General features: G+C 65.6%; 12 protein-coding genes. 5 read left to right on the top strand and 7 right to left on the bottom strand.

The features are described from left to right. Window positions 1–114: 114 nt before the first annotated feature. The 5 genes from B0E50_RS15275 to B0E50_RS15255 all read right to left on the bottom strand — a co-directional run bounded on the left by B0E50_RS15275 (window position 115) and on the right by B0E50_RS15255 (window position 7715). A complete protein-coding gene (locus B0E50_RS15275; protein ID WP_254427307.1) occupies window positions 115–594 on the bottom strand; it encodes a GNAT family N-acetyltransferase in 480 nt (159 codons plus the stop codon). A 112-nt stretch (window positions 595–706) separates the two neighbouring features. Beyond that, window positions 707–2080, bottom strand: coding sequence for a UDP-N-acetylmuramoyl-L-alanine--D-glutamate ligase (murD, locus tag B0E50_RS15270; protein WP_077442196.1), 1374 nt, complete (start codon window positions 2078–2080; stop codon window positions 707–709). Next, entirely contained in the window at window positions 2080–3423 is a 1344-nt protein-coding gene (murL, locus tag B0E50_RS15265) for a UDP-N-acetyl-alpha-D-muramoyl-L-alanyl-L-glutamate epimerase (RefSeq protein WP_077442635.1), read from the bottom strand. Before murL ends, murD begins: the two co-directional genes overlap by 1 nt. Window positions 3424–3449: 26 nt before the next feature. Further along, the gene (locus tag B0E50_RS15260; RefSeq protein ID WP_256364092.1) at window positions 3450–6068 is read right to left on the bottom strand and encodes a bifunctional aspartate kinase/diaminopimelate decarboxylase; all 2619 of its coding nucleotides are present in this window, start codon (window positions 6066–6068) and stop codon (window positions 3450–3452) included. Window positions 6069–6200: 132 nt separating this feature from the next. Then, on the bottom strand, window positions 6201–7715 hold the full coding sequence (locus B0E50_RS15255; protein ID WP_077442195.1) for a fumarate hydratase: 1515 nt from the start codon (window positions 7713–7715) through the stop codon (window positions 6201–6203). Window positions 7716–8140: 425 nt separating this feature from the next. On the opposite strand from B0E50_RS15255, the gene B0E50_RS15250 reads away from it, so the two are divergent. From B0E50_RS15250 to B0E50_RS15235, 4 genes are all read left to right on the top strand, one after another. Beyond that, entirely contained in the window at window positions 8141–10066 is a 1926-nt protein-coding gene (locus B0E50_RS15250) for a S53 family peptidase (RefSeq protein WP_077442194.1), read from the top strand. A gap of 137 nt (window positions 10067–10203) precedes the next feature. Further along, window positions 10204–11529 (top strand): amino acid permease, encoded by a 1326-nt coding sequence (locus B0E50_RS15245; protein WP_077442193.1) that lies wholly within the window; start codon window positions 10204–10206, stop codon window positions 11527–11529. 51 nt (window positions 11530–11580) lie between these two features. Further along, the gene (locus B0E50_RS15240; protein WP_077442192.1) at window positions 11581–12108 is read left to right on the top strand and encodes a (2Fe-2S)-binding protein; all 528 of its coding nucleotides are present in this window, start codon (window positions 11581–11583) and stop codon (window positions 12106–12108) included. Further along, the gene (locus tag B0E50_RS15235) at window positions 12105–14390 is read left to right on the top strand and encodes a molybdopterin cofactor-binding domain-containing protein (RefSeq protein WP_077442191.1); all 2286 of its coding nucleotides are present in this window, start codon (window positions 12105–12107) and stop codon (window positions 14388–14390) included. The genes B0E50_RS15240 and B0E50_RS15235 overlap by 4 nt, the downstream gene beginning before the upstream one ends. A gap of 90 nt (window positions 14391–14480) precedes the next feature. On the opposite strand, the gene B0E50_RS15230 is transcribed toward B0E50_RS15235, so the two are convergent. Beyond that, the gene (locus tag B0E50_RS15230) at window positions 14481–16487 is read right to left on the bottom strand and encodes a hypothetical protein (RefSeq protein ID WP_168170895.1); all 2007 of its coding nucleotides are present in this window, start codon (window positions 16485–16487) and stop codon (window positions 14481–14483) included. Between the two features lie 41 nt (window positions 16488–16528). Then, complete coding sequence (locus B0E50_RS15225; RefSeq protein WP_254427306.1) at window positions 16529–17560, bottom strand: hypothetical protein; 1032 nt, start codon at window positions 17558–17560, stop codon at window positions 16529–16531. Between the two features lie 250 nt (window positions 17561–17810). Between B0E50_RS15225 and fusA the strand changes: the two genes are divergently transcribed. Next, window positions 17811–19850, top strand: a complete 2040-nt coding sequence (gene fusA / locus B0E50_RS15220) for an elongation factor G (protein ID WP_077442631.1) — start codon at window positions 17811–17813, stop codon at window positions 19848–19850. The last annotated feature ends 70 nt before the right edge of the window (window positions 19851–19920 follow it).

The following is a 19920-nucleotide window of genomic DNA, read 5'->3' as shown; positions in this document are numbered from 1 at the left end:
AAAGGAAGAACAGCCACGTCTCGCAAGAGGCGTGGCTGTTTCGCTTGATGGGTCATGCGCCGGTGGCGCTCCCGTAGTGGCGCCATCGAAACGCTGCGCTCGGCCTCATGAACCTCACTGCAGCTCGTGTGTCATGAACACACTGTGCGGGTCATCGAGGTATTCCGCGAACGGACCGCAGGGCCGAAAGCCGAATCGCACATAAAGCTGCCGTGCCGGCTCGAACGCACTGGCCGAACCTGTTTCAAGACTCAGCCGCCGATAACCACGACGCAAAGCCTCATCCAGAATGTGCTGCAGCATCGCCGCCGCCACACCTCTGCGCCGATGCCGCCTCGATGTACGCATGGACTTGATTTCGGCATGGGCTGCGTCAATCTCCCTGATCGCTCCGCAGCCCAGCAGTTCACTGTTCTGCCAAACCGTCCAGAACGTGATTTCCGGCTGCCGCAGTCGGTCCAGATCCAGCGCGTGAATGCTCTCGGGCGGCGAATGCAGCTTCATGTCCTGCAGGTGTTCCTGCAACAGCGCGGCGACTTCCGGCCCGCGCAAGTCGTCCAGACGGATATCAAAGGGCATGTCGTCGAAGGGCATGTGAGGAACAGACTCCTGATGCGTGCAACGTGCGAAACACCTTCGGTGCGTCAATGCCGGATATCAGCCACGCATCCATCGTCCACGCATGCAGGCGTGAAAAGGCGATGCTTCAACTGACTCCCAGCCCCTCGATGCCGGTGATCTCGTGCCCTTCGAAGCCAGCCAGCTCGGCAAAGCGCCGTCCGCGTTCGGCGTAATCATGAAACTGGTCGAAACTCGGAGCACCCGGCGACAGCAGGACGACGCCACCGACAGGAGTCAGCACCTTGGCGCGGGCAATCGCGGAGGCCAGATCGACGGTTTCCTCCAGCACGACAGGCACACCGGCCTCACGCAAAGCGCGCGCAATGCGCGGGCCATTGGCACCCTGCGCCACGATGGCGTGGGGCGCATGCCGCTTCATGCCGAGCACGAAGTCCGTCCAGTCGAGGCCACGATCGTGCCCACCAACAATGACGGTGACCTCGCGCCCTTCGACGCTGTCGAGTGCCGCCAGCGTGGCCAGCGGTGTGGTGCTGATCGAGTCATTGATCCAATGCCGCCCGCCGTGCTCGCCAAGCGGTTGCAGGCGATGCGGCAGCGGGCGGAAACGCGCGAGAGCCGGCGCGGCAGCCTGCGCGTCCATGCCAACGGCAGCCAGCGCCGCCAACGCGGCGCAGGCATTGAGCGCGTTGTGCAGACCTGGCGCAGCCAATTGTTCAACCGGAAATACTTCGTGGCTGCCGCGACGAATGAAGCCATCGACGACATGCCAGCCCTCCGGCTGACCGAACAACAGACGATGCGGATGTGCCTGCGTGCGCTCCAGCAGAGACGTCTGCAATGCACAGACCAGCAGCTGCCGGGAGACGTCGGCCAGGCGCAGCTTGTCCACCACATAACGCTCGCGCGAACCGTGCCAGTCCAGGTGCTCCTCGTACAGGCTGGTGACCACCCCGAGTTCCAGCGGGGCGGCCTCACCCGTCTGGAAACTGGACAGCTCGATCACCCACAGGTCGGCCGGCTGCGAAACAACCTGGGAATCGAGCAGTTCCAGCAGCGGCAAGCCGATGTTTCCCGCCAGCGCCGTGCGCAGACCGAGTGCACGCGCCAGGTGCGCGATCAGCGCGCTGGTGGTGCTCTTGCCCTTGGTGCCGGTGACGGCAATCACGCGTGCATCAGGATTCTCGCCAAACCATAGCGCCGTACCGGACGTGAACTGCGTGCCCTGCGCCTGTGCCGCGAGCAACGCGGGCTTGTATGCCGAGATGCCCGGCGACTTCACCACCACATCGAAAGCGCCCAGCATGGGTGCATCCGGATCGCCCGCGACAATGTCCAGCGCAGCATCGAACGCACGTGCTGATTTGACTTCAGTCGCGCCGCAGAACAGTGTCAGCGGCTGCAGCGGCAGACGCTGGCGCAGCGCTGCAATGGCCGCACGGCCCTCGCGACCGAAACCCCAGATCGCGACACGACGGCCAGCCAGATCGGCGATGCGCATCAGCCGATCGTCTTTAACGCAGGCTGCAATCGCGCCGGCACGCGTTGTTCGGCGGACGGTTCCAGCCACGGCTCCAGGGCCAGTTGCGCGGGATCGAGCTGCGGCAGGATTTCGCTGCGGAAGCGCTCGATCAAGGCGTCCTCCTGCCACTCCGGCCGCTGGCTCAGCGCGTACATCGCGGCACGTGCCTCGGCACCCTCGCCCACGCATTCGAACGGCTTGTGATCCTGATACTCCAGCAATGCATCGAAGCCGGCTGCCTGGTTTTCGTCGTCCAGCAGGTTGCGGCCGAAGATCGAAAGCAGGCGCGGCTTGGGCAGGAACGGTCCCAGCGCAAGAAACACGAAATGGCACTTCGGGCACTGTCCGCACCAGCGGTCCGCCGGCTTCGGGCCGAGGATTCTGAAGTTGCGGTTGCAGCTGGAAAACACATCGAAGTACGGCGTCAGCTTCGCGAATGCGCGGGTGATGGCCAGCTCCGAATACGGCCGCAACAGCGAGCAATAATCAAGATCGCTGGCCACGTGGGTATGCAGCCAGTCACCGAGCAGTTGCTCGAACGCGTAACCCTTGCTCCACTGGTGGTTCACCTGCTGGCCTTCGTATTCCAGCGTAGCCGCCGAGGCGGAACGCTCGTTGGCGAACGTGATGGAGTCGTAGCCATACAGGATGGCAGCCACCGCGAGGATCGCCGAATTCACTGCGGTGACCGGGATATGCCCGTTCCACGCACCGAGCCGGTTCAGCTCGAACAATTCCGGTGCCAGCTCGCGCTGGATGTTCAACGTGGGCAGCCCGGTGCGTTCGGCGCAGGCAGCGATCAAGGCGGAATTGCCCACCCACACCGCAGTCGCTTCGCCACCGATCGCCTTGATCGCTTCCACGGCCACCAGCGAATCCTTGCCGCCGCCGATCGGCACCAGCGTGCGTTTCGGCAAACCCGCGGCCTTTGCCACCGATGGCGCCGTACCGCCACGTGGGAATGCTATGCGCCCACGCAAGTCCAGTCCGTTGCGATAGGCAAATTCAGCCAGCCCATGCAGGTACAACTGATCCAGCAACTCAGCGGTGGCCTCGTCGAGCGGCCCCGTCGCCACATCGATCTTCGGCGGTATGCCGGCCTTGTAATAGCTGACTCCGGCAATCAGGTGCAGCAGCTTCAACGCGGCATCAAACGCCGAGGCATGTTGCGCAGGCGCCGTTGGCGCCTGCGGAAAACGGATCCGCTCGACCAGCTCCTCACCGTCGTCGAACGCGTACACCAGCTCGGCCACGCCATCGGCGTAGCTGCAGCGCACGAAGCGGAAGACCTGGGTCAGGCGGGGTTGCATCACGGTACTCACCAATACTTTCTCCAGCGCCATGGCGCCTATTCGATCACGATCTCGTCGGCTTCGTCGCGCAGGTTGTAGTGCGAGGACATCACCTTGCCGTAGGCCCCGGCCTGGGCAATCAGAATCACGTCGCCCTCCTGCGCCTCGGGCAGGCGGCGGTCGGTGCCGAGGACGTCGCCGCTTTCGCAGATCGGACCGACCACCTGATACAGCGCGGTGGCCGGTTCGTCGAGCCGCGTGAGATTCACGATCTCGTGCCACGCCTCGTACAAGGCAGGGCGGATCAGGCTGTTCATGCCGGTGTCGATGCCGAGGTAGCGGAACGCGCCCTTGCCTTTCTGCTGGGTCACCCGCGCCAGCAACACGCCGGCGTCGGCCACCAGGTAGCGCCCCGGCTCCATCCACAACTGGTAGTGCGGATAAGCCGCCTTGACCTCGCGCAACACGCGGTCGAGCGCCGCGACATCCAGCCGCGCCTCGCCCGGATGCGACGGCACGCCGAGGCCGCCGCCGATATCGATGAAGCTGACGCTGCCGATGCGCTCGGCCAAGCTGGCCAGCTGGCCATAGACCTCGCCCCAATGAGCGTCATCCAGGATGCCCGAGCCCAGATGTGCATGCAGGCCGCGCACGATCACGCCATGCGCATCAGCCAGTCGCAGGAAGGCATCGATCAGCTCCACCGGCAAGCCGAACTTGCTGCCGCTGCCCCCGGTGCGCACCTTTTCGTGATGGCCGAGACCGCGACCAAGATCTACCCGAAGGACGATCTCGCGGCCCCGGAACAACTCGCCCCAATGCTCCAGCGGGTACAAGGCATCGAGCGAGACAGTGGCCCGAGTATCCAGTGCACGCGCGTAGTCTTCGCGTGGCGCGAAATTCGGCGTGAACAGCAGCGGCGCCGCTTCAGGCACCACCGCGCTCACTGCCTTCAGCTCGCCGGGTGAAACGCATTCAAAACCGAAACCTTCCTCGGCCAGCGCGCGCAGGATCGCCGGATGGGTATTCGCCTTTACCGCGTAGTGCAGGCGATCCACCGCCGCGAGCGTCTTCAGCTCGCGCGCCTGCTGGCGCACCGTAGGCAGGTGGTAGACGTAGCGTGGCGTGGCTTCCACGGCCAGTTTCAACAGGTGTTCCCGCTGCGACTCGCGCCACCACGCTGCAGGTGCATCCACCATATCGCCACTGCCGTACAGCGTCTGCCAGCTGGGACCGAACAATGCGCTGTCGTCGGTGCGCAGCGCGCCGGCGGCGATCAGCAGGTCATGCAGATGCGGCAGCAAGGAGTCGACCACTTCCTCGTCCACCACGAAGGTGAGGTTGAGGTTGTTCGACGATTGCGAGATCAGGTGCACGCGCAACTGGCCGAACTCGGCCAGCACGCCGGACAGCGTATGCAACAGCGAGCGCATGCCACGACCGACCAGGGTGATCGCCGCGCACGGCGCGATCACCTTGACCCGGCATACCTTCGCCAGGTCGCTCGCCAGCGCGGCGATGGCATCCGAATCGAGCAGGTTTTCGGTGGGATCGAGCGATACGGTGACGTTGGTCTCGGCCGAACCGATCAGGTCCACCGACAACCCATGCCGCTTGAACTGGGCGAACACGTCGGCGAGAAAGCCGACCTGCTGCCACATGCCGACCGACTCCATCGACACCAGGGTAATGCCCTTGCGTGCGCTGATCGCCTTGACGCTGGGCGCGTGTGCGCGGACCTCGGGGCCGATCACCGTGCCATCCAGCTCGGGTCGGTTGGTGTCCTTGATCAGCAGCGGCACGCGCGGCTCGCGCAGCGGCGACAGGCAGCGTGGATGCAGCACCTTGGCGCCGGTGGAGGCGATTTCCTGCGCCTCCTCGTAATCCAGCCGCTGCAGCAGGCGCGCACCCGGCACCTGACGCGGATTGGCGGTGAACATGCCGGCCACGTCGGTCCAGATCTCCACCCGCGTCGCCTTCAACAACGCACCGAAGTACGCGGCCGAGGTATCCGAACCGCCACGGCCGAGCAGCACCGTGCGACCTTCGCTTTCGCGCGCGATGAAGCCTTGGGTGATGAACACCTCGCCCAGCGTGGCCAGCTGCGCGTTCAAGGCCGGATCGGGCTTTGCCTCGACCATCGCCGAGAGCAGCCGGGTGCGTTCGTTCTGGTTCGGCAGCGCCACCGCGGCGAGGCACTCGCGCGCATCCAGCCATTGCGTGGGCAAGCCACTGTGACTCAGGAAGGCGGCACCCAGAGCGCTGGACATCAGCTCGCCATGTGCCTGGACTTTCGCTGTCCAGGCCAGCTCGCCATGCACGACCGCACCCTGCGCAGCCAGCTGCGCCAGATCGGTCAGGCGGGCACCCAGCGTATCCGGCAAAGCCAGCTGCATGTGTTCCAGCAGATCGTAGTGACGTTGCGCGATCGCGCCGGCCGCCGCCTTGCGTTTGTCCTGGTCGCCTTCGCCGCACACCTGTTTCAGCGCATCGGTGATGCCGGTCAGCGCGGAGACGACCACCAGCACGCGCGCGCCTTCGGCGCGGCGGCTGGCAACCAGCTCACGGATATTCTGCCAACGGGGCAGCGTGGCGACACTGGTGCCGCCGAACTTCATCACGATCCAGGGGGCGTCCGCGGGCAGCGGCACGGAATTTGGCGGAGTCACAGGCATTCGCTATGGGCGGTTGGGAAGAAAGGCATCCCGTCAGTGTTGCGCTGCGGCAAGACAATTGCAATGGCCCTGCCGAATTCCATGTTTGGACGTCTAGACTTCCATATCATCCGCGCACGTCATGCATGCAGCTTACTGGACAACCACGGGAATCCGGCCGATCCGTGCCTGCCACTCCTTCGGACCCGTCTGGTGCACCGAGCTGCCAACCGAATCCACCGCCACGGTGACCGGCATGTCCTGCACGGTGAACTCGTAGATCGCCTCCATGCCGAGGTCGGCGAAGCCGACCACGCGCGAGGCCTTGATCGCCTTGGACACCAGATAAGCAGCACCGCCGACCGCCATCAGGTACACCGACTGGTGCTTCTTGATCGCCTCGATCGCCGCGGGACCGCGCTCGGCCTTGCCGACCATGCCCAGCAGGCCGGTCTGCGCCAGCACCTGTTCGGTGAACTTGTCCATGCGCGTGGCGGTGGTGGGGCCAGCCGGGCCGACCACCTCGTCACGCACCGGGTCCACCGGGCCGACGTAGTAAATGAAGCGGCCCTTGAAGTCGACCGGCAGCGGTTCGCCCTTGTTGAGCATCTCGACCATGCGCTTGTGCGCGGCGTCGCGACCGGTCAGCAGCTTGCCGTTGAGCAGCAACACTTCGCCGGGCTTCCAGTTGGCTACGTCTTCCTTCGTCACCGTGTCGAGATTCACCCGACGCCCTTTCGAGGTGTCGTAAGTCAGTTTCGGCCAGTCTTCCAGTGACGGCGGGTCGAGCATCACCGGGCCGGAACCGTCCAGCGTGAAATGCGCATGGCGCGTGGCGGCGCAGTTCGGGATCAGCGCCACCGGCAGGTTGGCCGCGTGGGTCGGATAATCCTTGATCTTGATGTCGAGCACAGTGGTCAGGCCACCCAGACCCTGCGCACCGATACCGAGCGCATTGACCTTGTCGTACAGCTCGATGCGCAGTTCCTCGGCGCGATTGGCCGGGCCACGCGCGATCAGCTCCTGGATGTCGATCGGCTCCATCAGCGCTTCCTTCGCCATCAGCATCGCCTTCTCGGCGGTGCCACCAATGCCCAGACCCAGCATGCCCGGCGGGCACCAACCGGCGCCCATCGTCGGCATGGTCTTCAGCACCCAGTCGACGATCGAATCGGACGGGTTGAGCATCACGAACTTCGACTTCGCCTCGGAACCGCCACCCTTTGCCGCCACGATCACGTCGACCTTGTTGCCCGGCACGATCGACACATTGATGACGGCCGGCGTGTTGTCCTTCGTGTTGACGCGCTTGCCGGCCGGATCGGCCAGGATGCTGGCACGCAGCTTGTTGTCCGGGTCGTTGTAGGCGCGGCGCACGCCCTCGTTGATCATGTCTTCCAGCGACAGTGTGGCGTCCCACTGCACGCCCATGCCGACCTTGATGAACACGGTGACGATGCCGGTGTCCTGGCACAACGGGCGATGCCCCTCTGCAGCCATCCGAGAATTGATCAGGATCTGCGCCATCGCGTCCTTCGCGGCCGTGCTTTCCTCGCGTTCGTACGCGGCGGCGAGGCCCCTGATGTAGTCGACCGGGTGGTAATAGCTGATGTACTGCAGCGCGTCGGCAACGGACTGGATCAGATCGTCTTGCTTGATGGTGGTCATGGGGCGGCTTTGTAATGAGTGGGGAGCTGGCATCAGCGAACAATCATCCGCTGCACACAGCTTCTCTATTGTGCCGCAACCTGGCCATTCGCATCTGGCAGCCGCATGGCGAATACATGTCTGCCGACCGCCGCAGCGTTGCCATGCATGCACTTCGCAGGCCATTTCCGGCACTGGCCCGAGCCGCCCAATATCGCAATAAGTTTCGTCCTGACAAGCACTTCCAGCCACCTGGTGAGTGCGTTACGTTCGCCTGACAAGCGCCAGGACCATCTGCAGGGGGATGTGCTCCGTTGCCGCTTGGGGATCGCGTTATCTGAACCACCGCCCACGGTCTGGCCACAGAACGGGACTTCGACGCACCGCCGCGTCCACAGCCAGCATCACCGCTTCGTGCCAGCTTTCTCGCCTCCGGAGAAACCATCATGCTCGCGCACCTTCATCGCAAGACCATTGCAGCATCCCTGACGCTGATACTTGCCGGCTTCGCCAGCACCGCATTCGCCGGCACCGCACAGCCCAACATCGACATGGGCGTGGCGACCTCCACCCAGCCGGTGCATGTCACGCTGATACTGAAACTGCATAACCAGGCAGCACTGGAGCAGTACATCCAGCAGACCGTGACCCAGGGCAGTCCGAATTACCACCAGTTTCTGAGCACCAGCCAGTTCGCCGGCCAGTACGGCGCCACCGATGCAGAAATCGCCAAGGTCCAGGCCTATCTGCAGAAGCAGGGGCTGGGCAGTCAGGTGATGGCGAACCACATGGCGATCCAGACCAGCGGCACTCTCGACCAATTAGGCAAAGCCTTCCAGACGTCCATCCACACCTACGTCTCGCGCAGCACCGGCCAGTCCTTCCATCGTCCTGCCAGCGTGCTGGTGCTGCCATCCGCGCTGGCCGATACCGTAGCGTTCGCCAGCGGACTCAGCAACGAACGGAAGTATCTTTCGCATCGCCTGGGTGCACCGGCATTCGCCGTCAGCCCGAAGTCGCTGCCGCTCGGGCCAACCACCTTGAGCAAGACCACCTCGGGCAATCCGACCGCCACCGGTGAACCAGGCGAATACACCGTCGGCGACGTTGCAAACTTCTACAACATCAACCCGCTTTACCAGCACGGCATTACCGGCAAGGGCTCAACGGTCGGCATCGTCACGCTGTCCAATTTCTATCCGGCGGACGCAGTCACCTACTGGAACGACATCGGGTTGGCCACAAAGCCCAATCGCATCACCCAGATCCATGTGGACGGCGGCGGTGCCATCGATGGCGGCAGTGGCGAGACCTCGCTCGACGTGGAGCAGTCCGGCGGCCTCGCGCCTTTCGCGAACGTACTGGTCTATGACGCTCCCAACTCCGGCAACGGTTTCACGGATGCCTTCCTGCGTGCAGTGTCCGACAACAAGGCCGACAGCATCTCGACCAGTTGGGGACTGCCGGAAATCTTCAATTTCGCCGCGCTGAACGTTACCGGCGCCAGCGACACCGACACGAGCGATGCCGGTGACCTGCAGGCGTTCCACCAGATCTTCATGGAGGCCGCCGCACAGGGGCAGTCGGTCTTTGTCGCCGCCGGCGATTCGGGTGCCTACGACACCGTCCGCGACCTGGGCCTCCCGGGCACGGCAGCCGGCGATTACAGCGCCCCCCTGACAGTCGATTCGCCAGCGTCCGACCCCTACGCCACCGCCGCAGGCGGCACCACCGTACCGGTCACCTTCTACAACGCGGCCAACGTTCCGGTCATCTCCATCACCCAGGAAAACGTCTGGGGATGGGACTATCTGCAGAACTACTTCAACAAGGTTGCCCCCGGCGAGTACGACCTCTTCTCGACTGGCGGCGGCGGCGGCGTGAGCGTGTACTGGCACCAGCCGCTGTATCAGCTGCTGACCCAGGGCATTCGTACCAGTGAACCGAAACAATCGCTTGTCTACATCGACCCGCAGGCCGGCCCGACCACCCTGCTGCAGCTGCCTTCCCGCTTTGTCGGCCGCAACATGCCGGATCTCGCGCTGAATGCGGACCCCGAAACCGGCTACATCGTCATATCAACCTACGATGGCGGGCTGATCAGCGGCTACGGCGGCACCAGTTTCGTGGCACCGCAACTCAACGGCATCAGTGCGTTGCTGACGCAGAATTCCGGACATCGCATCGGCTTCTGGAATCCGCAGATCTACCTGTTGCAGGACATCTTCGGCTCCGGCACGTATTCCGGGTTCAGGGATATCCGTGCCGGCGACAACTGGTTCTATTACGGCACCCCCGGTTATGACCAGGGTTCCGGCATCGGTGCGCTCAACGTGGCGAACCTTGCCCAATTCCTGAAGCTCGGCTTCTAGACACGACCTGAATCTGTCTGACTCGCCGCCGCTGGCCGGGATCCCTCGGGGGTCTCCCGGTCAGCGGCACGGCAACGCTTGTCGCCATGCGAAGCAGCCGGCATGCTCGCTGCCATTTCCCGCAGCGACTCCCTTGCATGAGTGATTCCTCGCCTTCCGGCGGCTACACACGCAGCCTGCGCCCGTGGGATGCTGCCCTGATCGTGGTCGGCGGCATCATCGGCGGCGGCATCTTCCTCAATCCCGGCATAGCCGCACAACGCACCGAATCAGGCCTGGCGCTGTTGCTGGTGTGGGTCAGTGCCGGCGTACTCACCCTGATCGGCGCGCTGTGCTATGCGGAACTGGGCGCGCGGCGACCGCAGGCGGGCGGCATCTACGTTTATCTGCGCGAGGCGTTCGGATCGCTGGCCGGGTTTCTGTTCGGCTGGACCATGCTGCTGGTGATCTATTCTGGCTCCAGCGCTGCGGTAGCGACGATCTTTGCCAGTTACGCGTCGGCCGTGTTCGATCTGCCCGCGACGATGACCTTGCCGCTTGCCGTGGGCGCACTGATATTCGTGGCCGGCATCAATCTGTTTGGCCTGCGTCTGGGCGCAAACGTGCAGAACCTGTTCACCCTGCTCAAGTTGCTGGCGGTGGCTGCGCTGGTGGTGTGCGGACTGTTTCTCGCCGGTGCGCACGGGGCGGACGTACTGGCGGTCGATGCCAGCCGCACGCATGCCGGGTTCATGGGCGCGGCGCTGCCGGTGCTGTTTGCCTACTCGGGTTTCACCTACCTCAACAATCTCGCCGGCGAGGTGCGCGAGCCGCAACGCACGCTGCCCCGCGCGCTGTTGCTGGGCATGCTGCTGGTGATCATCGCATACACGCTGGTGAACGTGGCTTACCTGGCCGTACTCGGCCATGACGGACTCGCGGCCAGCAGCACGCCGGCTGCCGATGTGATGAACCGCGTATTCGGCCCGCTTGGGGGCAGGCTGATCGCCATCGGCATCGCCATCTCCACGCTGGGCTTCTGCAACATCACCCTGGTGTCCGGAGCGCGGGTGCTGCAGGTGATGGGTGAGGACGGCCTGTTCTTCCGCAGCGTGGCACGGTTGCATCCGCGTCATCGCACGCCGAATGTCGCCCTGTTGCTGCTTTCGGGCTGGGCGATCGCACTGGCGATGTCATTCAATTACGGCCAGCTGCTGGACTACGCCACGTTCGGTGACTGGCTGGCCTGCGCGGTCGGCGTGCTCACGCTGTTCTGGTATCGCCATCGCGAGGGTACGCAAACCAGTTTCCGCGTGCCGGGTTACCCGCTGTTGCCGCTGATCTTTGTCGGCGTGGTGGCCTGGGTGGTGACGCAAACCCTGCTCGACAAACCGCTCCAGGCCGGTATCGTCCTGCTGATCATGGTCGTCGGCGTACCGGTTTATTTTGCCTGGCGTTGCCTGTTCAGCCGCACACATCCCTAAGTCGGCGGCAGCAATGCCACAATGTGCGGATCGAACTCAAGGAGATCCTGGATGGCGCCCGCGCAAGACCTGGCCACGCCGGCAAGCACCATCGTGCCCGAGAAGGCGCGTGACGGTATCGATCTCGAGGTCAATGGCGAACACTTCCGCCACACCGGCGACCCGCAGATGCCGCTGCTGTGGTATCTGCGCGATGTGCTGCGGCTGACCGGCACCAAGTACGCCGGCATGCATGGCGAAACCGGCGCCGACCTGGTGCTGCTGGACGGGAAGATGGTTTCCGCCGTCACCCAGCCGATGGCCAAGCTGGCCGGCAAGTCGGTCGTCACGGTGGAAGGACTGGCCGCCAATGACGGCAGCCTGCACCCGGTGCAGCAGGCCTTCGTTGACGAAGACGCGATCGGCTGCGGCTATTGCACGCCCGGCTGGCTGATTGCGGCCGTCGACCTGCTCAGGCGCAAACCGAAACCCGGCGACGACGATCTCGACCAGTTGCCGAACCTGTGCCGCTGCGGCTGCCAGACCCGCGTGCGCAGCGCCATCAAGCGTGTCGCCGCCGGCAAGGCGGGCCAGGCATGAACGATCGTGTCACTCCCAGTCGCACCGCCCCTGATTGCATCAGGCTCTCGCGCCGCCGCTTCCTGCAGGTGCTGGCCGCCGGCACCGGCGTCCTGATGGTCGGCATCCGTACCGCCAGCGCGGGTGATGCGCCGCTGCCGCTCGCGATGCTCGGCGACAACTTCAACGACCTCGGTGCCTATGTACGCATCGACAGCGAAGGCAACGTGCTGATTGGCGCGCGCGACCCGGACACCGGTACCGGTGTGGCCACCTCGCTGCCGCGGATCATCGCCGACGAGCTCGATGCCGACTGGAACCGCGTCAGCGTGGTGCCGCTCGGCCTCGGCGTGACCGACAACAACGGTCAGCCGCGCTGGACCTATGGCCGTCAGATCGGCGGTGTCGGTGGTTCGATTCCCGCCGCCTGGAACGACCTGCGCCAGGCCGGGGCACTGGCACGCTGGCTGCTGCTGCAGGCTGCGGCCCGTCAACTCGGTGTGCCCGCCGACAAGCTGCACACCGACTCCGGCATGGTGATCGCTCCGGACGGTCGCCGCTTCAGCTATGCCAGCCTCGCCGGCGATGCCAGCAAGATCACCCTGCCGAGCAATCTGCCGGCGCCGAAGACACCGGACCGCTACCGCCTGATCGGTCAGCCTGCCGGTGACGTGGACGCACGCGGAATCGTCACTGGCCTGACCCCGTTCGCGATCGACAACTACTACGCCGACACCCTGGTCGCCGTGCTGGCGCATTGCCCGTGGCCGGATGGCACCCTGGCACACTCCGACTTCGCCGATACCATGGCCGTCAAGGGCGTGGTCAAGGTGGTGCAACTGAAACCCGAAGCCGGTCAGCCATGGGGCAGCACCGTGATTGCCCCGGCGGTCGCGGTGCTCGCCGAAGACACCTGGTCGGCCCTGCAGGGTCGACAGAAACTCAAGCTCGAATGGAAACCAGGCGCCAGCGGCAGCGAAAGCAGCACGGCGCTGGAGCAGCAGGCCGACATCCTGCTCAACGGCAAGACCGATCCCACGGCACGCGTGCGCAACGACGGCGATGTCGATGCCGCCGGCAAGAAGGCGGCGCGCCGGCTGCAGGCCACCTACTACCAGCCGTGGCTGGCGCATGCCACGGCCGAACCGATGAACTGCCTGGTGCGGCTGGACAAGGATCACGCCAGCCTGGTCGTGCCGACCCAGGCACCGCAGCAGGCCTGCGCCGTGGTGCAGCGCCTGACCGGACTCAGCCCCGCACAGATCGAGATCAGCGTGCCGCGTGTCGGCGGCGGTTACGGACGCCGGCTCGATCATGACTACGTCGCCGAAGCAGTGATGCTGGCCAAGGCAGTCGACAAGCCGGTGCGCCTGCTGTGGACCCACGGACAGGACCTCGACCACGACTACTACCGTTCCGGCAGCGTGCACCAGCTCAGCGCAACCCTCGACCGCAAGCGCGCGCTGATCGGCTGGAACCAGCGCATGGCCAGCGCCTCGGCGCTGGTCCGTCGCGGCATGCCGGACAACCGCTTGTGGACATCCGAGCTCGAAGCCGACCAGTTGCCGGCCGCCCTGGTGCCGAACTACCGCAGCGACTGGTATGCGCTCAATTCATCGATCCCGCGCGGACCGATGCGCGGCATGCCGCAGCTGAGCAACGCGTTCGCGGTGGAAAGCTTCATCGACGAAATCGCGCACAGCATGAAGGAGGACCCGCTCGACACCCACCTGCGCCTGCTTGGTACATCACGCCAGCTGCCGCTGGGCGCCGGCGGCGTGCTGGACACCGGCCGACTGACCAACGTGCTGAAGCTGGTCGCCGACCGCATCGGCTGGAAGAACTGGCTGCACAGCGTGAACGGCCTCGGCATCGCCTGCTGGCATGTCAACGGCGCCTATGTGGCGCATGCGATCGAAGTGGCGATGCAGGGCGAGAAGCTGGTCATCCAGCGCGTCGTCTGCGCTGTCGACGTCGGCCGCGTGATCAATCCGCAGGGGCTGGAAGGGCAGATCGCCGGGGCCACGCTCGATGCCCTGTCCACCGCGCTCAACCTTGCGATCACCTTCAAGGATGGCCAGATCCAGCAGCACAATTTCAAGGACTACCCGCTGGCCAGCATGACCCAGCTGCCCGACGCAGTGGAAGTGATCACGGTGCCGCGCGATGACCTGCCGCCCGCCGGCGCCAGCTTCCTCGCCATGCCCACCGCCGCCCCGGCCCTGGCCAACGCGGTGTTCCGCGCTACCGCCGTGCGCGTTCGTCGACTGCCGTTGATGAAGGAGTTGCTGCGGCTGCTGTGAGCTGCAGTTCTGACAACCGCGCCCTTGGATTCCACCCCGTTCTTGAAGCCCATTGAGTCAAAGCCGGAAGGCCAGACCACGCAATGTTTCTCAGTGGAACTGATCGCTCGCCGGCACCCATGAGGTGGACGACGATGCGGCGGGATGGGCCCGCTTGACCGGCAGCGTGATTCCCTCGCAACCGGGCGGCGGCGGACCGCCGGCGACGCGGGCTTCGGCGCATTGCACGCTGTTGTCGAGACGAACCGGGGCAGCCGCTGCCACGGTGCTGGCAGCCGGTGACGGCGTGGGTGTCGCCACAGGATTGGCCGGTGCCAGATGCAGGCGGTCGTAGACCTTGGCAGCGACAGGTGCAGGCGGCGGATCGGGGTTCCCGCAGCCGAGCAGCGCCATCGGCAGCAGCGGCACGACCTTGCATTCGACGCGTATGCCGCGTGGCAGATGGAAGGTATGCGCAACCGTGGTCTTTTCCACGGCGTGGCGCAAGGCGGTATCGACCGAGCTTTCGTCCGCCGGCGTCCAGTCGCCGTCGAAGCGGGTCGGTTTGTAGCCGATGTTCGGCGTGCCATGCTGCATGATCTGGGTGTCACCGCTCGGCTTCAGCTGCACGTAGCCTTCGGCTGAGCCCTGTTCGGATGAGCCCTGTGGCGTTCCTTCGGCGGCACCGGGCTGGTTGCCACCGATCTGGCCGGGCCCCGGTTCCCTGCCACCGACACCCTTGCCGCTACCCTTCCCTTGCGTGGGCTGCGGGCCATTGGCATGGCTGCCCTGGTTTTCCGGCGCGGCGGCCACGCCATTGGGTTCACCGGGCACGGCGGTATCGCTGCCCTGCGGCGTGGCGTTGGGTGCCGTGCTGACATCACGTTCCGTACCGGCCTGCCCTGGGCTGGAGGCGACTGCCGGCTGCGCGTTCGCGGCCGGTGCTGGCGACTCGGTCGGTGTGTTTGCCGTCGACGGCGACGGTACAGCGGCAGCGACAGGCGGCGCATTGAGCTGGGGTCGCTCGATCGGCGCTGGCTCGACCGGTACCTGCATGATCGAGGCAGAAGTCTTTTGCGCGTTCTCGATTTTCACCGCCGGCACATGCACCTGCACTTGCGCCGGAGCCACCGGTGCTGGCGGCACCACGGCCAGTTCCGGATCGGCCACATCGATCTTCGCTGCCTGAAGCTTCGGCTGTGCGCGCGGAACGCTCGCCGCCGGCACGCTCAGCCGGGCCTGCAGGTTTACCGTAGGCAACGGCTGCGCCGGCAGCGTGATCGGCTGCAGCTCGGGTACCGGTGGTGCTGTCGGCTGTTCGGCACGAGCCGGCGTCACGCTGGCGGGCGCATCGGATTTCGGCACTGTGGTGTTCAACGCGATGTTCGATACGGTGATCGGCGGCATTGCCGGCACTGCCGGCGTTGGCAGTGCCAACGATGGCGGTGGCGGCAGCGGGCGTGTGCCCTCGAGCTGCGGTCGGCGCACCGGCTCGGGCTGGAACTTCGGCGGTACCGGTGGCTGCAATACCGGGGTCGGCAGGCTCACCGCCGGCGGCACGCCGGCCTGTGTGATCGGTTGCAGCGAGGGCGCCGGTGCCGGCCGCGGCAAGCTGACCGACGGTGGCGGTGAAGCCACCGGTTTCGATACCGGCGCACTGGATTTCACTGCCTGCGCAATCACCGGCGATGCTGCAACCGGCACCGGCCGCGCCGCGGCAACAGCCTGTGTGCTCGTGCTGTGTGTGCTGGTGGATGCGACTTGAGCGGCATGGCCCTCATGACGCGGCCCCAGCTCTTTCGGTGGCGTGCCCAGCGGAGGCGGAGGCGGCTCGGGGGCCTCGATCAGGCGCACGTGCAGGAACTGCTCCTTCGACTCGCGCGGCGGTTTCACCTCATACGCCGGCCCGAGCACAAAGCTGAGCAGGAAGACCAGATGCACCAGCAACGCGCCCACGGCTGCCGCCACGCGCAGGCCGCGTTCATGCGGACGCTCGCGGCGGCGCCGGCGATACACCGCGGCACGGGCGGCAGCGGCCCGCGGCGAATTCAGGATGGTCCGCGAAGGGTGGCTGGCAGGAGGGCCGGCGGCAGGTTGGTCCGTGGGCGGCAGTGGCATGCAGCCAGTGTAACGGGCAGCGTGACGATTCCGTATGACGCTCAGGGATGCGTGGCAGCACCGGCGGCGCGATCATGCATTTCGGCATCCACCGCACGATTCGGCGTATCGACCGGACAACCCGCTGCCAGTGGTTTGCCCGCGCGATACATGGCGATGCACGCCTCCACGCTGGGCGGCTTGGGTGCATGCGGATCAACCGCCAGTGGCGTGGCCGCCATGCTCAGCCGCTCGTCGCCATCCTTCGCGGAAGGCGGAGGCGGTGGATCACCGCCGCAGCCACCGGCCAGCATCGCAAGGGAAACGCCGCAGTGGATGCGCAGACCACCGGGCAGGTTGATGGTTTTCTTGACCGTGGTCTTGTCCACCAGCTTCTGCAGTGCGTTGTCGACCACGTTGCCCTTGCCGTTCCAGTCGTCCTCGAAACGCGTGGCCTGGTACTTGATCGGACTGTCGTGCTGCATGACCTGCGTGTCGCCCTGCGGCAGGTTCTGCACATAGCCGGGCGTCGGTGCACTGGCCGCAGCCGCCGGCAGTCGAGGCTGGCCATGGCTGTCGAACAGCCGCGACGTATCGGCCGGTTTCGGCGTCGGCGGCAGCTGCACGGTCATCGCTCCCTTCGACACCGGTTCATGCGGCTTCGGCAGTGCGCGCGGCATTGCCGGTGGCTGTGGCGGCGGCACCGGTGGCTGCATCGCGGGTGGCGGCGCGGGCGTGATGAAGCGTACCTGCAGCACTTCCTCCGGATGCACCGGCGGTGGCACCACTGCCGGCGGATGCATCTCCCCCCAGATCACCAACAGGAACAGCACGTGCAGCAGCATCGCCACGACCAGCGCCAGCACATGCCAGCGCCGCTCCTGCCACGGCACGCGCCGGCGCAGTTGCCGCAGCCTTGCCCTGCTCGGGGCATCCAGCGGCATCAGTCCACGCCGCGGGCCGCCATCGTCCGGCGACGGCGGGCCGCGCTGTTCGACCTGCAGCGAATGAGCGATGACGACACCTCGGCGAAACGGATGATGGTCGGCAGAATGCCGGATGGCGCTTGAACGCGGGAGGACTCGTGGATTCACGCGGTTTCACGTGCCCATGACAGACCATCGCAACACCGCGTCGGTTCCCCGCACTGCAGCTTGACCACGCCCCGCATTCGCTCAAGTCTAGGCGGGCGGCGCCAGCCGCTGCCCCGCCATGACCGCCCTCGTCCCGAACCTGCGATGGACGACCATGACGGCCCGTCACTTCAGTCGCCATCGCGCGGCTTCGTGCGGCGCCGTTGTCCATGCCGGCACGATCCGCGCCCAGTCATGGGAGGGTCGCATCGTGTCGTACAACACGGAAAGCATCCGCAACATCGCGCTAACCGGTCATGCCGGCGTGGGCAAGACCACGTTGTTCGAAGCCCTGCTGCTGGCCGGCGGCGCGATCCAGACAGCCGGCTCGATCGAGCGCGGCACCACCGTGTCGGATACCGACAGCCAGGAAAAGGCACGCGCGCATTCCATCGACAGCTGCGTCGCGCACATCGACCACGGCGGCTGCCATCTCAACCTGATCGACACCGCCGGCTACGCCGATTACCGCGGCGCCACGCTGTCCGCGCTGGCGGCAGTGGAAACCGTGGCGGTCGTGGTCAATGCGATCAACGGCATCGAGCACGGCACCCGCCGCATGATGGCGCATGCCAAAGCGCGCGGGCTGGCACGCATGCTGGTGATCAACAAGATCGACTTCGACGGCGCCAACCTCGCCGCACTGGTGGATGCGCTGCGCGAGGAGTTCGGCAGCGAATGCCTGCCGGTGAACCTGCCCGCCGGTCACGGCAAGCGCGTGCTGGATTGCTTCTTCCACAGCGAGGGCGCCACCGATTTCTCCTCGCTGGCCGAGGCGCACCAGCGCATTCTCGATCAGGTGGTCGAGATCAACGAGACGATGATGGGCGCCTACCTCGACGCCGGCGAAGGCGCACTGACGCCGCAGCAGCTGCACGATGCGTTCGAGCAATGCCTGCGCGAAGGTCATCTGGTGCCGATCTGCTTCGTCAGCGCGCGCACCGGCATTGGCGTGCGCGAATGGCTGGAAGTCGCCGAACGGCTGCTACCGAATCCGGCCGAGGGCAATCCGCCACCGTTCGTGCGCGGCGATGGCGAGCCGCTGGCGGTCAGCGCCGATCCGGCCAGCCACGTGATCGCCGACGTGTTCAAGATCGTCAACGATCCCTTCGTCGGCAAGCTCGGCGTGTTCCGCGTATGGCAGGGCACGATCCGTCGCGACAGCCAGCTGCTGATCGACGACGGCCGCAAGCCGTTCAAGGTCGGCCACCTGTTTCGCGTGCAGGGCAAGACGCACGTGGAGATCGCGGCAGCCATTCCCGGCGACATCGCCGCAGTGGCGAAGATCGAGGACATCCATTTTGACGCGGTGCTGCACGACTCGCATGACGAGGATCGCATTGCGCTGGCGCCGCTGGCCTTTCCGTCGCCCATGTATGGGCTCGCACTTGAACCGAAGCACAAGGGCCAGGAACAGAAACTCTCCAACGCGCTGGCACGGCTGGCCGAGGAAGATCCGTGCTTCCGCGTCGAGCATCACAAGGAATTGAACGAGACGGTCGTGCGCGGCCTCTCCGACCTGCATCTGAAAGTGATGCTGGAACGCATGCGCGAACGCTACGGTGTCGAGGTAGTGACCCACCCGCCACGCATCGCCTATCGCGAAACCATCGCCGCCCATGCCGAGGGCCATCACCGGCACAAGAAGCAGACCGGCGGCGCCGGCCAGTTCGGCGAGGTGTTCCTGCGTGTGGAGCCGCTGGAGCGCGGTGCCGGCTTCGAGTTCGTCGATGCCGTGAAGGGTGGCGTGATTCCGGGCCAGTTCCTGCCGGCGATCGAAAAAGGCGTGCGCCAGGCGATGGAGCACGGTGCGATCGCCGGCTATCCGCTGCAGGATCTGCGCGTGACCGTGTACGACGGCAAGTACCATCCGGTCGACTCGAAGGAGGTTGCCTTCGTCAGCGCCGGCAAGAAGGCGTTTCTCGATGCCGTCGGCAAGGCGAGACCGACCGTGCTCGAGCCGATCGTCAACGTCGAGGTGGCGATTCCCGAGCACAATGTCGGCGACGTCACCGGTGGCCTCGCCGGCAAGCGCGCGCGCATCATGGGCACCGACACCCAGCGCGGCGGCGAGCTGGTCATCAAGGCGCAGGCGCCACTGGCCGAATTGATCGACTATCCCACCGAACTGAAGTCGATGACTGGCGGCCGCGGCCGCTACAGCCTCGACCTCAGCCACTATGAGGCGGTACCTTCGAGCGTGCAGAAGCAGCTCAGCGAGGCATGGAAGCCGCATGTGGAGGAAGATTGATGCGCAGCAGTTCCTTGAGCGCCGCTCCAATGCGGCATGCACAAGCCGGCCCCGAAGCTCGCACGGGCGG

The sequence above is a fragment of the Rhodanobacter sp. C01 genome (assembly GCF_002001045.1).
Classification (GTDB): Bacteria; Pseudomonadota; Gammaproteobacteria; order Xanthomonadales; family Rhodanobacteraceae; genus Rhodanobacter.
This window is presented reverse-complemented; position numbering and strand designations above follow the sequence as displayed.

Excerpts from the sequence above, each read along its gene's own strand:
- B0E50_RS15275 (WP_254427307.1), bottom strand. The coding sequence starts at position 594 with ATGCCCTTCGACGACATGCCCTTTGATATCCGTCTGGACGACTTGCGC.
- murD (WP_077442196.1), bottom strand. The coding sequence starts at position 2,080 with ATGCGCATCGCCGATCTGGCTGGCCGTCGTGTCGCGATCTGGGGTTTC.
- B0E50_RS15260 (WP_256364092.1), bottom strand. The coding sequence starts at position 6,068 with ATGCCTGTGACTCCGCCAAATTCCGTGCCGCTGCCCGCGGACGCCCCC.
- B0E50_RS15255 (WP_077442195.1), bottom strand. The coding sequence starts at position 7,715 with ATGACCACCATCAAGCAAGACGATCTGATCCAGTCCGTTGCCGACGCG.
- B0E50_RS15250 (WP_077442194.1), top strand. The coding sequence starts at position 8,141 with ATGCTCGCGCACCTTCATCGCAAGACCATTGCAGCATCCCTGACGCTG.
- B0E50_RS15245 (WP_077442193.1), top strand. The coding sequence starts at position 10,204 with ATGAGTGATTCCTCGCCTTCCGGCGGCTACACACGCAGCCTGCGCCCG.
- B0E50_RS15240 (WP_077442192.1), top strand. The coding sequence starts at position 11,581 with ATGGCGCCCGCGCAAGACCTGGCCACGCCGGCAAGCACCATCGTGCCC.
- B0E50_RS15235 (WP_077442191.1), top strand. The coding sequence starts at position 12,105 with ATGAACGATCGTGTCACTCCCAGTCGCACCGCCCCTGATTGCATCAGG.
- B0E50_RS15230 (WP_168170895.1), bottom strand. The coding sequence starts at position 16,487 with ATGCCACTGCCGCCCACGGACCAACCTGCCGCCGGCCCTCCTGCCAGC.